Origin of the sequence: Streptomyces sp. 6N223, assembly GCF_052246635.1 — a bacterium.
Classification (GTDB): Bacteria; Actinomycetota; Actinomycetes; order Streptomycetales; family Streptomycetaceae; genus Streptomyces.
On sequence record NZ_JBQQCA010000073.1, the window covers coordinates 1 to 12,852 of the forward strand.

The following is a 12,852-nucleotide window of genomic DNA, read 5'->3' on the forward strand; positions in this document are numbered from 1 at the left end:
CAGCCCCCTGGCGGCCGGCACCGCGCTGGCTACGCTTGACGCCAGACCAACCAACCGTCGTCGAAAAGGAAGAGCGCGTGCCAGTTGAAGGGCGTCGGGACAGCCGGTTCGGCCGCCTGCTGCGGCACGGCTTCACCGACCCCACCACCGCCGCCCGCCTCCTCGACGCCGCCGCGCTCCGCCCCGCCGCCGACACCGTCCTGCTCGACGCCCTCGGCACCGTCGCCGACCCCGACCTCGCCCTGCGCGGCCTGGCCCGGCTCGTCGAGGCCCAGCCCGAGCCCGACGAGCGCACCGTGCTGCTGGAGACCCTCCACGCCGCCAAGCCGCTGCGCGACCGCCTGCTCGCCGTGCTCGGCGCCTCCGAGGGCCTGAGCGACCACCTCGCCCGCCACCCCGCCCAGTGGCGCGCGCTGGCCGCCTTCGAGGCCGCCGCCGACCTGCACCCGGGCGTCGCCGACTTCGAGACCGCGCTCGCCACCGCCACCGACCCCGACGCGCTGCGCGTGCACTACCGCCGCGCCCTGCTGGCCATCGCCGCCCGCGACATGACCGGCACCACCGGCTTCGCCGAGACCGCCGCCGAGCTGGCCGACCTGGCCACCGCCACCCTCCGCGCCGCGCTGCGCATCGCCCTCGCCGCCTCGCCCCAGGACGCCGCCGCCTGCCGCCTCGCCGTCATCGGCATGGGCAAATGCGGCGGCCGGGAGCTCAACTACGTCTCCGACGTCGACGTGATCTTCGTCGCCGAGCCCGCCGAGGGCGTCGCCGAGGGCACCGCCCTCCAGGCCGCGACGCGGCTCGCCGCCCACATGATGCGGATCTGCTCCGACAGCACCGCCGAGGGCACCATCTGGCCCGTCGACGCCAACCTCCGCCCCGAGGGCCGCAACGGCCCGCTGGTGCGCACCCTCACCAGCCACCTGGCGTACTACCGCCGCTGGGCCAAGACCTGGGAGTTCCAGGCGTTGCTCAAGGCCCGCCCCGTCGCCGGCGACCCCGGCCTCGGCGCGGACTACTGCGCCGCCGTCGCCCCCCTGGTCTGGCGCGCCGCCGAGCGGGAGAACTTCGTGCCCGACGTGCAGGCCATGCGCCGCCGCGTCGAGCGGTCCATCCCCGCCGCCCACCTCCAGCGCGAGCTGAAGCTCGGCCCGGGCGGGCTGCGCGACGTGGAGTTCGCCGTCCAGCTCCTCCAGCTCGTCCACGGCCGCGCCGACCCCGCCCTGCGGCACGCCACCACCCTCGACGCCCTGGCCGCGCTCGCCGCCGGCGGCTACGTCGGCCGCCGGGACGCCGCCTCGCTCGACGCCTCCTACCGCTTCCTGCGCACCGTCGAGCACCGCATCCAGCTGCACCGGCTGCGCCGCACCCACCTGATGCCGACCGACCCCGCCGAGCTGCGTCGCCTGGGCCGCTCCCTCGGCTTCACCACCGAGCCCGTGCAGGAGCTGACCGAGGCGTGGAAACGCCACACCGCCGTCGTCCGCCGCCTGCACGAGAAGCTCTTCTACCGCCCGCTGCTGGACGCCGTGGCCCGCCTGGAGGTCGGCGACCAGGTGCGGCTCGGCCAGGAAGCCGCCCGCGAGCGCCTGGAGGCCCTGGGCTACGCCGACCCCGCCTCCGCGCTGCGCCACCTGAAGGCCCTCGCCTCCGGCGTCAGCCGCAAGGCCGCCATCCAGCGCACCCTGCTGCCGGTGCTGCTGGACCGCTTCGCCGACTCCGCCGACCCCGACGCCGGCCTGCTCGGCTTCCGCAAGGTCTCCGACGCGCTCGGCACCACCCCGTGGTACCTGCGGCTGCTGCGCGACGAGGGCGCCGCCGCCGAGAACCTCGCCCGCGTGCTGTCCGCCGGCCGCCTCGCCCCCGACCTGCTGCTGCGCGCCCCCGAGGCGGTGGCGCTGCTCGGCGAGCCCGAGGGCCTCAGGCCCCGCGGCCGTGCCGCCCTGGAGACCGAGGTGCTCGCCGCCGTCGGGCGCGCCGGCACCCCCGAGCACGCCGTGGCCGCCGCGCGCGGCGTGCGGCGGCGCGAGCTGTTCCGCACCGCGGCCGCCGACGTCGTCGGCGCCTACGCCCCCGAGGGCACCCCCGCCTACGAGGCGCCCGGCCCCGTGATCGACCGCGTCGGCGACGCCCTCACCGACATCAACGCCGCCACCCTCGCCGGGGCGCTGCGCGCCGCGACCGAGGCCCACGCCGCCGCCCGGGGCGCCGGGGCGGCGCCCACCCGCATCGCCGTCATCGCCATGGGCCGCTTCGGCGGCCACGAGCTGGGATACGGCTCCGACACGGACGTGATCTTCGTCCACCAGCCCGCCGACGGCGCGGACGAGACGACGGCGGCCCAGGCGGCGTTCGCCATCGCCAACGAAACGATCCGGCTGCTGCAGCTCCCGAGCAGCGACCCGCCGCTCGTGGTCGACACCGACCTGCGTCCCGAGGGCAGGAGCGGGCCGCTGGTGCGCACCCTCGCCGGCTACGCCGCCTACTACCGCCGCTGGTCGCTGGTGTGGGAGAGCCAGGCGCTGCTGCGCGCCGAGCCCGTCGCGGGCGACGCCGAGCTGGGGGAGCGGTTCACCGAGCTGATCGGCCCGCTGCGCTACCCCGAGGGCGGCCTGGACGACAGGGCGGTGCGGGAGATCCGCCGGCTGAAGGCCCGCATGGAGGCCGAACGCCTGCCGCGCGGCGCCGACCCCACCACCCACACCAAGCTGGGCCGGGGCGGCCTGTCCGACATCGAGTGGACCGTGCAGCTGACGCAGCTCAGGCACGCCTGGCGCGAGCCCGCGCTGCGCACCACCCGCACCCGCCCGGCGCTGGCCGCCGCCACGGCGGCCGGGCTGATCGACCCGGAGGACGCGGACGCGCTCGACCACGCGTGGGTGCTGGCCTCGCGGGTGCGCAACGCGGTGATGCTGGTGCGCGGCCGGCCCCTGGACACCTTCCCGACCGAGCCGCGCCAGCTCGCGGCCGTCGCCCGCTACCTGGGGTACGAGCCGGGCGCCGCGCGGCAGCAGGACACCGGCGGCAGCGGGCAGATGCTGGACGACTACCGGCGCACCACGCGCCGCGCGCGGGCGGTCGTGGAGCGGCTCTTCTACGACTACGACTACGACGCGGCGTAGGCGGCGGGGGAGGGCGGGCCTGCGTTCGGGCTCTCGCCGGGACCCGCGTCGATCTCGCGCGGCAGCCGGTAGCAGAGCCGGCCGAACCACAGCCAGGCCACCACGTACCCGAAGCCGAGGCAGACCAGGCCGCCCACGGCGTCGAGCCAGAAGTGGTTCGCGGTCGCGACGATCACGACGAGCGTGAGCGCCGGGTAGAGCACGCCGAGGATCTTCACCCACAGCGGCCGGGCCAGCACGGCTATGGTGATGCCGCACCACACCGACCAGCCGATGTGCATCGACGGCATGGCGGCGTACTGGTTGGACACCGAGGCCATGGCCGTGCCCTCGGCGGAGAGCGAGCCCCAGGTGTGGTGCACGGTGGCCGTGTCGATGAAGTCCACCCCCTCCATCAGGCGCGGGGGCGCGAGGGGATAGAAGTAGTACCCGACCAGGGCGACGGCGGTGGTGGCGAAGAGCACGAGACGGGTCGCGCCGTACCGGCCGGGGTGGCCGCGGAAGAGCCAGACGAGCACGGCGATGGTCACGATGAAGTGCAGCGTCGCGTAGTAGTAGTTCATCGTGACGATGAGCCAGGTGACGCCCTCGACGGCGTGGTTGACCGAGCGCTCGAACGCCAGGCCCAGGTCGTCCTGAAGGTTCCAGACGCTGCGCGCGTTGTCCTGCGCCTGCTCGACGCGCTCGGGGGCGGCGTTGCGAATGATGGAGTACGTGCCGTAACTGACCGCGATCAGCAGCAGCTCGAACCAGATACGCGGCCGGCGCGGCACCCAGCGCCGGCGCAGGCTCGACCGCTCGGAGGGCGCGAGCGCCTCGGCTTCCTGACTGCTCACGACGCCCGCCGCATCCCCTCGACGATCATCCTTCGGTTCGACGCTGATGGCCCCCATGTGCCCCTAGTCTGCCAGAGCCATGACACCGCACTGATCATCCCCTGGTCGGGTGCGCACCCCGACGAGAGAAGGGCCGGGGTGGGGGACGGCCCCTCAGGGCCGGGCCATCGGCGGCGCGGCGGCCGTCGACCCCCGGACCACCAGCTCCGGCATGCTGCGATCTCCCGGGGGGCGACCCCCCGTACCCCCGCGGGCGCCCCGTCCGTCAGGGCCGGGCCATCGGCGGCGCGGCGGCCGTCGACCCCCGGACCACCAGCTCCGGCATGAAGACGAACTCGCTGTGCGGGGCCGGCGTGCCCCCCAGCTCCTCCAGGAGCGCGCGGACCGCGGCCTGGCCCATCGCCGGGACGGGCTGGCGGATCGTCGTGAGCGGCGGGTCCGTGAAGGCGATGAGCGGGGAGTCGTCGAAGCCGATCACCGAGCAGCCCTCCGGTACCGAACGCCCGCGCTGCCGGGCCGCGCGGATCGCGCCGAGCGCCATCATGTCGCTGGCGCAGACCACCGCCGTGCAGCCGCGCTCCAGCAGGGCGCCCGCCGCCGCCTGGCCGCCCTCCAGCGTGTAGAGGGAGTGCTCGATCAGCCGCTGCGCCTCGGCCTCGGTCACCCCGAGGTCCTCGCCCATGGCCCGCAGGAAGCCCTCGATCTTGCGCTGCACGGGCACGAACCGCTCCGGGCCCAGCGCCAGCCCGATGCGGCGGTGGCCCAGCGAGGCGAGGTGCGTGACGGCCAGCCGCATCGCGGCCCGGTCGTCGGGGGAGACGAAGGGCGCGCGGACCTTCGGCGAGAAGCCGTTGATCAGCACGAACGGCACGCCCTGCCCGCGCAGCTTCTCGTACCGCTCCATGTCGGCGTTGGTGTCGGCGTGCAGGCCGGAGATGAAGATGATGCCGGACACGCCGCGCTCGACGAGCATCCCGGTCAGCTCGTCCTCGGTGGAGCCGCCCGGCGTCTGGGTCGCGAGGACCGGGGTGTAGCCCTGGCGAGTGAGGGCCTGGCAGATGACCTGCGCGAAGGCGGGGAAGATCGGGTTCTCCAGCTCGGGGGTGATCAGCCCCACCAGGCCGGCGCTGCGCTTCTGCAGGCGGGCGGGCCGCTCGTAGCCCAGGAGGTCGAGGGCGGTCAGAACGGATTCGCGGGTGGAGGCGGCGACTCCCGGTTTGCCGTTCAGCACGCGGCTGACGGTCGCCTCGCTGACCCCCGCCTGAGCTGCGATGTCAGCAAGCCGTGCGGTCACAGTTCCGGACTGTACCCGGCATGTGTCGGGCTGCCCACAGGCGAGGGGAGAGTGTACCGGAATGTATGAATTTCGGTGCTTGTCTTCCGTCAAAAGGGGTGATCCGCCACCCCCCGCCGGGGGCGTTCCCGGCGGCGTTCGCCGTGCTCACGGGGGTCCGGGGTGTCGCCCCAGCAGTCTTGCTGAAATTTGCCGCAAGGTCTTTCCAATCCATGACCCCGCTGTTACGTTCCTGCTCAGTCCGGCGCCGCAGAGGCGCGACGCATAGGGTGGATATAGCCCCTAAACCGGGCGTAACGCTTGAAGGAGTTCACATGCGGCGCAGCATAGGGACTACAGCCGTCATCGCGGCCCTGGCTCTTGCGGCAACGGCTTGCGGCAGCGACAGCGGGGGCGGGGGCGACGAGGACGGCGCCACGGTCACGTTCTGGGACACGTCCAACGAGACGGAGGCCAAGGTCTTCCAGGCCGTCGCCGAGGACTTCGAGAAGCAGAACCCCGACGTCACCGTCGAGTACGTGAACATCGGCTTCGACGACGCGGAGAACCGCTTCAAGAACGCCGCCGGCGCCAACGAGGCCCCCGACGTGATGCGCACCGAGGTGGCCTGGGTCGCCGACTTCGCCAGCCTCGGCTACCTCTACCCGCTCGACGGCACGGCCGCCGTCGACAACCAGGAGGACTTCCTCGACCAGGCCTGGGCCTCCACCCAGTACCAGGGCCAGACCTACGCCGTCCCGCAGGTCATCGACACCCTCGCCCTCTTCTACAACAAGAAGCTGCTGGACGACGCGGGCGTCGAGGTCCCGGAGACCCTCCAGGACGTCCAGGACTCCACCGACGCCTTCAAGGACGCCGGCGCCGCCCCCCTGTACGTGCGCGGCGACGACCCCTACTGGTTCCTGCCCTTCCTCTACGGCGAGGGCGGCGACATGGTCGACGCCGACGCCGAGCAGGTCACCATCGACAACGACGCCGGGGTCGCGGCGTTCACCCGGATGCAGGAGCTGATCGACTCCGGCGCGGCGATCACGGACACCAGCGACGGCTGGGAGAACATGATGTCCGCCTTCGCCGAGGGCGAGGTCGGCATGATGATCAACGGCCCCTGGGCGATAGCCGACGCCACCACCGCCCTCGGCGACAACCTCGGCGTCGCCCCCGTCCCGGCCGGCAGCACCGCCCAGGCCGCGCCCCAGGGCGGCTGGAACTACAGCGTCTACGCCGGCACCCCCGAGGCCGACGCCTCCTTCGAGTTCGTGCGCTACATGAGCTCCGCGAAGACACAGCAGCGGATCACCGAGGAGCTGAGCCTCCTGCCCACCCGCGAGTCGGTCTACGAGCAGCCCTCCGTCGCCGGCAACGAGATGGTGCAGTTCTTCAGGCCCGCCGTGGAGGTCGCCCACGAACGCCCCTGGATCCCCGAGGCCCAGTCGCTCTTCGAGCCGCTGGAGGTCTCCATCGAGGCGATGCTCACCGGCTCCGCCTCCCCCGAGGACGCGGCCGGAGACGCCGGCGACGAGTACCGGGAACTTCTCGAGGGCTGGGAGTGAGCGGCGCGTGACGTCGCCACGTCTCACAGGAGGGAGGCCCGACCATGGCTGACGCCGTGAATTCCCGGGGGCCGGGACCCCGGGGAACGCCCGCGACGCCCAAGGGGGCGCGGGAGAGCACCGTCTCCCTGGCCCCCGGCGGCGGCCGGCCGGCGGCCAAGGCCGCGGGAGACGAGGACACCTCGCGCGCCCCGTCCGCCGCCGGCGGCCCCCGCCCGGCCCGCCGCGCCCGTCGCGCCCGCCGCGACGGGCGGCCTCCCGGGCGGCTGCGGCTGGCGCTGTCCCGCTTCTGGTACGCCTGGGCGATGATCTCCCCGGTCGTCCTCGTCGTCGGCGCCATCATCGGCTGGCCGCTGGTGCGCGGCGTGTATCTGTCGCTCACCAACGCCGACGAGTCCAACGTCGAGCGGCAGATCGGCGTCAACAAGATCCCCGCCACCTACGAGTGGGTCGGCCTGGAGAACTACCGGGACATCCTCACCGACGAGGACTTCTGGGACCGGCTGGGCTGGACCGTGGTGTGGACGGTGTCCTGCGTCGCCCTCACCTTCCTCATCGGCCTGACCCTCGCCGTCATGCTCAGCCGCTCCTTCCGCGGCCGCACCGTCTACCGGATGGCGCTGATCCTGCCGTGGGCGATACCCGCCTTCGTCTCGGTGTTCGCCTGGCGGATGCTCTACAACGAGCGCAACGGCATCCTCAACAGCGTCCTCGACGGCGGCGGCATCGACGGCGTCTCCTGGCTGTCCGACCCCACTTGGGCCAAGATCGCCGTCGTCGCCGTCAACGTCTGGCTCGGCGTGCCGTTCATGCTGATCGCGATGCTCGGGGCGTTGCAGTCCATCCCGGCCGACCAGTACGAGGCGGCTGAGATGGACGGCGCCAACGCCTGGCAGCGCTTCACGAACATCACGCTGCCCGGCGTCCGGTCGGTCAGCATGACCGTCGTGCTGCTCAGCACCATCTGGACCTTCAACATGTTCCCGGTGATCTTCCTGCTGACCAGGGGCGGCCCGGCGGGAGCCACCGACATCCTGGTGACCGAGGCGTACCGGCTCGCCTTCGTCACCAGCCCCCGCGACTTCGCGAACTCCGCCGCCTGGGGCGTGCTCATCCTGCTGCTCCTGGTGCTCTTCGCGATCTCCTACCGCAGGGTCCTCCGCAGGCAGGGAGAGGTGTGGTGACCATGGCAACCCACACGACCGACACCGACCGGAACGACCGGCACGACCGCGGCGCGACGACCTCCGCGCCCCCGCGCACCGACGCACCCGCCCGCCCGGCCGCGGGCGGCGCCGGCGGCCGGCCGCCCAGGCGGCCCCGCAGGCGCGGCGAGCGCGGCCCGCTGGCCTCCATCGGGCTGCACGCCACGCTGCTGGTGGCGGCGTTCATCGCGGTCTTCCCGCCCTTCTGGCTGCTGGTGACCTCCTTCAAGCCGAAGGCCGACACCTTCACCCTCTCCCTCGTCTCGGACTTCACCCTCGACAACTACGACCACGTCATCAACGACACCGAGTTCCTGACCTGGTTCGCCAACTCCATCCTGATCGTGGTCACCACGACCGTGATCGGCGTGCTGATCTCCTCCACCACCGGGTACGCCCTCAGCCGCTTCCGCTTCCCCGGCATGCGCGCGCTGATGTGGACCCTGCTGGTCACCCAGATGTTCCCGATGGCCGTGCTGATCGTGCCGCTGTACAACCTCATGTCGCGCTACGGCGTCCTCAACCAGCCGATCGCGCTGATCGTCACCTACCTGACGATCGCCGTGCCGTTCTGCGCCTACATGATGAAGGGCTTCTTCGACACCATCCCGGTCTCCATCGACGAGTCGGGACGGGTGGACGGCCTGTCGCCCTTCGGCACCTTCTGGCGCCTCGTCATGCCGTTGGCACGGCCGGGCCTCGCGGTCACCGGCTTCTACACCTTCGTCACGGCCTGGGCCGAAGTGGCCTTCGCCACCGCGTTCATGACGGGCGAGGAGAACCTCACGCTCGCCGGCGGCCTGCAGACCTTCGTCAACCAGCACACCCAGGACTGGCACCTGATGACGGCCGCGGCCGTGATCATCGCCGTGCCGGCGATCCTCGTCTTCGGCTACGCCCAGCGCCACCTCCAGTCCGGCCTCACGGCCGGCGCCACGAAGGCGTGACCCGCGAGCCCGCCGGACTGCCGGCCTCCCGGACTGCCGGGCGCCAGGCCCGGCCCCCTGCCTATCCCAGCGCAACGAACCCCACAGGACGGACATGACCCAGCACCTAGCCGACCCCCCGGGCAACCGCGCCGACCGCGCCGACCGAGCCCGGCTGTTGACCACGGCGGCGGCCCCACCCGGCCCCGCCGTCGACCCGTCCCCCGACGGCCAGGGCCAGGGCCCAGCGGACTGGTGGCGCGACGCGGTGATCTACCAGGTCTACCCGCGCTCCTTCGCCGACGGCAACGGCGACGGCATGGGCGACCTGCCCGGCATCCGCCGCAGGCTGCCCTACCTCGCCCGCCTCGGCGTCGACGCCGTGTGGCTGAGCCCCTTCTACGCCTCGCCGCAGGCCGACGCCGGCTACGACGTCGCCGACTACCGCGCCATCGACCCCATGTTCGGCGACCTCCACGACGCCGACGCCCTCATAAGCGACGCCCACGAGCTCGGCCTGCGCATCATCGTCGACCTCGTGCCCAACCACTCCTCCGACCGGCACGAGTGGTTCCAGCGCGCGCTCCGCGAGGGGCCCGGCTCCCCGCTGCGCCGGCGCTACCACTTCCGGCCCGGCCGCGGCCGCGGCGGCGACGAGCCGCCCAACGACTGGGAGTCCATCTTCGGCGGCCCGGCCTGGACCCGCACCAAGAACCCCGACGGCACCCCCGGCGAGTGGTATCTGCACCTCTTCGCGCCCGAACAGCCCGACCTCAACTGGGACAGCCCGGCCGTGCACGACGAGTTCCGCTCGCTGCTGCGCTTCTGGCTCGACATGGGCGTCGACGGCTTCCGCATCGACGTGGCCCACGGCCTGGTCAAGGCCGCCGGCCTGCCCGACATGGGACAGGCCGGCCAGCTCAAGCTGCTCGGCACCCAGACGCTGCCCTTCTTCGACCAGGACGGCGTCCACGAGATCTACCGCTCCTGGCGGAAGATCCTCGACGAGTACCCGCACCAGCGCCGGCGCATCGGCGTCGCCGAGGCCTGGACCCCAAACGCCGAACGCACCGCGCTGTACGTGCGCCCCGACGAGCTGCACCAGGCGTTCAACTTCCACTACCTCACCACCCCCTGGGACGCCACGGCCCTGCGGCAGGTCATCGACACCTCCCTCGACTCGATGCGCCCGGTCGGCGCCCCCAGCACCTGGGTGCTGTCCAACCACGACGTGGTACGCCACCTCACCCGCCTCGGCGGCGGCCTGGCCAGGGCCCGCGCCGCCACCCTGCTGATGCTGGCGCTGCCCGGCTCCGCCTACCTCTACCAGGGCGAGGAGCTCGGCCTGCCCGAGGTCGCCGACCTGCCCGACGAGGTGCGGCAGGACCCGGCGTTCTTCCGGCGCGTGCCCGGCTCCGACGGCCAGGAGGGGCTGCGCGACGGCTGCCGGGTGCCGATCCCCTGGAGCGGGGACGGCACGTCCTACGGCTTCGGCGAGGGCGGCAGCTGGCTGCCGCAGCCGCCCGGCTGGGGCGAGCTGTCGGTCGCCCGGCAGAGCGGCGACCCCCACTCCACGCTGGAGCTGTACCGCGCGGCGCTCCGCGTGCGCCGCGAGCACCCCGCGCTCGGCGCCGGCGACCGCGTCGAGTGGCTTCCGGCCCCCGAGAGGGTGCTCGCCTTCCGGCGCCGCGCCTCGGACGGCAGCGCCGTCATCTGCGTCACCAACACCGGCGAGGACGCGGTGACGCTGCCCGAGGCGCTCACCGGCACCGGCAGGGTGCTGCTGGCCAGCGGGCGCCACGCGGACGACGGCACGCTGCCCGGCGACACCACCGTATGGTGGGCCGCGTGACCGAGGGCACCACCACGACGGCGAACACTCCCGCCGGGCCCGCCCGGCTCGCCGACATCGCCCAGCAGGCCCAGGTCAGCGAGGCCACGGTCAGCCGGGTGCTCAACGGCAAGCCGGGGGTCGCCGCCGCCACACGGCAGCGGGTGCTCGCCGCGCTCGACGTCCTCGGCTACGAACGCCCGCTGCGCCTACGCCAACGCAGCGCGGGCCTGATCGGGCTGGTCATCCCCGAGTTGACCAATCCGATATTCCCCGCCTTCGCCCAGGTCATCGAGCAGGAGCTGGCCGCCCACGGCTACACGCCGGTCCTCGGCACCCAGCCCCCCGGCGGCACCACCGAGGACGAGCTGGTGGAGCAGCTCGTCGAACGCGGCGTCACCGGCATCGTCTTCATGTCCGGGCTGCACGCCGACACCACCGCCGACCCGGCCCGCTACGCCCGGCTGACCGGCCGCGGCGTGCCGTTCGTCTGCATAAACGGCTTCAACCCGCGCATCCGGGCCCCGTTCGTCTCCCCGGACGACGCGGCCGCCACCCGGATCGCGGTACGCCACCTCCACGCCCTCGGCCACCGGCGCATCGGCCTGGCCGTGGGCCCGACCCGCTTCGTCCCCGTCCAGCGCAAGCTCGACGGCTTCGTGACCGAGACCGCCGCCCGCGGGCTCCAGGGCATCGTCCACCACACCCTCTTCAGCGTCGAGGGCGGCCAGGCCGCCGCCGCCTCGCTGCTCGGCGCCGGCTGCACCGCCGTCGTCTGCGGCAGCGACATGATGGCCCTCGGCGCGATCCGCGCCGTCCGGCAGCGCGGCCTGCGCGTGCCCGAGGACGTGTCGGTCGTCGGCTACGACGACTCCGACCTCTTCGCCTTCACCGACCCGCCGCTGACCACCCTCCGCCAGCCCGTGCGCGCCATGGCGAGCGCCGCCGTCAGCTCCCTGCTGGAGGAGGTCGGCGGAAACCACGTGCAGCACACGGAGTTCGTCTTCCAGCCCGAGCTGGTCGTCCGCGGCTCCACGGCGGCGGCGCCGGCCGCGCCGAGCGACGGCTGACGGCGGACCTGCTCGCTCCTGGCCGCCTGCGAACGCTTCCGGTCAGCGGAGCGCGAGGACCGTCTTGGCCGGGGCGGCGCGCTGCTCCAGGGCGCGGTGGACCTCGGTGACCCGGTCCAGCGGCACGACCGACGGGTCGGGCTCGCGCAGCACGCCGCGGTGCAGCAGGCCGACGACGGCCGACAGCGCCTCGCGGACCCGCTCAGGGATCAGGTGCGCGACGCCGCCCAGGCTGAAGCCCAGCACCTGGCGGCTGTTCAGCCATGCCGAGTCCGCCGGGATCGCCCGGTCCTCGCCGCTGGCGTTGCCCACCACGACGAGGCGGCCGAAGGGCGCCAGACGCTCGTACGCGCGGGCGCGCAGCTCGCCGCCGACGGGGTCGATCACCACGTCGACGTCGCCGACGGCCGCGTCGAGGCCGTCGGCGGTGACCACGTCCGTCCAGGCGGCGTCCCCGGCCAGCCGCTCGGCGCCGCCCGCGCTCCCCACCACGCCGATGACGCGGCGGGCCGGACGGATCGCGGCCAGACGCCCGGTGGTGCCGCCCAGCCCGCCGCTGGCGCCCAGCACGAGCACGTCGTCGCCGACGCCGATCCGCGCGAGGTCGTGCAGCGCCAGCCACGCCGTCACGCCGTTGACCAGGACGGCGGCCACGCGCGCCAGGTCGGCGTCCTCGGGCAGACGGGTCGTCATCGAGGCGTGGGCGACGGCGACCTCGGCGTAGCCGCCCGCCCGCTGGCCCCGGCCGAAGTCGTTGAGCATGGCGGCCACCGGCTGCCCCGGTTCGAACCCCGCCACGCCCTCGCCGACCGCGCGCACCCGCCCGGTCACCTCGATCCCCGGCGTGAAGGGCGTGGGCAGGTCGAACGCGCCGGACCGGAACAGGGTGTCGACGAAGCCGACCCCGGCGTACGCCACCTCGACCGCCACCTCCCCCGGCCCCGGCGAGGGCTCCGCCACCTCCACGACCTCCAGCGACTCCACCGGCCCGGGACGCCTCACCACCACCGCGCGC

General features: G+C 73.6%; 9 protein-coding genes. 6 read left to right on the forward strand and 3 right to left on the reverse strand.

What is annotated here, in order from left to right:
* Nucleotides 1–77 precede the first annotated feature (77 nt).
* Nucleotides 78–3,122 (forward strand): bifunctional [glutamine synthetase] adenylyltransferase/[glutamine synthetase]-adenylyl-L-tyrosine phosphorylase, encoded by a 3,045-nt coding sequence (locus ACTWQH_RS29740; protein WP_443289891.1) that lies wholly within the window; start codon nt 78–80, stop codon nt 3,120–3,122.
* Here ACTWQH_RS29740 and ACTWQH_RS29745 read toward each other — a convergent pair.
* Both ACTWQH_RS29745 and ACTWQH_RS29750 read right to left on the reverse strand, forming a co-directional pair.
* Complete coding sequence (locus ACTWQH_RS29745) at nt 3,107–4,015, reverse strand: phosphatase PAP2 family protein (protein ID WP_443289892.1); 909 nt, start codon at nt 4,013–4,015, stop codon at nt 3,107–3,109. The genes ACTWQH_RS29740 and ACTWQH_RS29745 overlap by 16 nt on opposite strands.
* Nucleotides 4,016–4,223: 208 nt before the next feature.
* Nucleotides 4,224–5,252 (reverse strand): LacI family DNA-binding transcriptional regulator, encoded by a 1,029-nt coding sequence (locus tag ACTWQH_RS29750; RefSeq protein WP_443289893.1) that lies wholly within the window; start codon nt 5,250–5,252, stop codon nt 4,224–4,226.
* Nucleotides 5,253–5,566: 314 nt separating this feature from the next.
* Between ACTWQH_RS29750 and ACTWQH_RS29755 the strand changes: the two genes are divergently transcribed.
* The 5 genes from ACTWQH_RS29755 (at nt 5,567) to ACTWQH_RS29775 (ending at nt 11,837) form a co-directional block, all read left to right on the forward strand.
* On the forward strand, nt 5,567–6,805 hold the full coding sequence (locus tag ACTWQH_RS29755; RefSeq protein ID WP_443289894.1) for an extracellular solute-binding protein: 1,239 nt from the start codon (nt 5,567–5,569) through the stop codon (nt 6,803–6,805).
* A 305-nt stretch (nt 6,806–7,110) separates the two neighbouring features.
* Nucleotides 7,111–7,989, forward strand: a complete 879-nt coding sequence (locus ACTWQH_RS29760) for a carbohydrate ABC transporter permease (RefSeq protein ID WP_443289917.1) — start codon at nt 7,111–7,113, stop codon at nt 7,987–7,989.
* A gap of 2 nt (nt 7,990–7,991) precedes the next feature.
* Nucleotides 7,992–8,957, forward strand: a complete 966-nt coding sequence (locus ACTWQH_RS29765; RefSeq protein ID WP_443289895.1) for a sugar ABC transporter permease — start codon at nt 7,992–7,994, stop codon at nt 8,955–8,957.
* Nucleotides 8,958–9,051: 94 nt separating this feature from the next.
* Entirely contained in the window at nt 9,052–10,788 is a 1,737-nt protein-coding gene (locus tag ACTWQH_RS29770; protein WP_443289896.1) for a glycoside hydrolase family 13 protein, read from the forward strand.
* Nucleotides 10,785–11,837 carry a LacI family DNA-binding transcriptional regulator gene (locus ACTWQH_RS29775; RefSeq protein ID WP_443289897.1) on the forward strand — a complete coding sequence of 351 codons (1,053 nt, stop codon included), beginning with the start codon at nt 10,785–10,787 and terminating at the stop codon, nt 11,835–11,837. Before ACTWQH_RS29770 ends, ACTWQH_RS29775 begins: the two co-directional genes overlap by 4 nt.
* Before the next feature lie 42 nt (nt 11,838–11,879).
* Here ACTWQH_RS29775 and ACTWQH_RS29780 read toward each other — a convergent pair whose 3' ends face one another.
* Nucleotides 11,880–12,845, reverse strand: a complete 966-nt coding sequence (locus ACTWQH_RS29780) for a quinone oxidoreductase family protein (protein WP_443289898.1) — start codon at nt 12,843–12,845, stop codon at nt 11,880–11,882.
* Between the last annotated feature and the right edge of the window lie 7 nt (nt 12,846–12,852).

What these genes read in the sequence shown, in the direction of transcription:
- ACTWQH_RS29770 (WP_443289896.1), top strand. Translation starts at nt 9,052, where the DNA reads ATGACCCAGCACCTAGCCGACCCCCCGGGCAACCGCGCCGACCGCGCC.
- ACTWQH_RS29755 (WP_443289894.1), top strand. Translation starts at nt 5,567, where the DNA reads ATGCGGCGCAGCATAGGGACTACAGCCGTCATCGCGGCCCTGGCTCTT.
- ACTWQH_RS29760 (WP_443289917.1), top strand. Translation starts at nt 7,111, where the DNA reads ATGATCTCCCCGGTCGTCCTCGTCGTCGGCGCCATCATCGGCTGGCCG.
- ACTWQH_RS29765 (WP_443289895.1), top strand. Translation starts at nt 7,992, where the DNA reads ATGGCAACCCACACGACCGACACCGACCGGAACGACCGGCACGACCGC.
- ACTWQH_RS29745 (WP_443289892.1), bottom strand. Translation starts at nt 4,015, where the DNA reads ATGGGGGCCATCAGCGTCGAACCGAAGGATGATCGTCGAGGGGATGCG.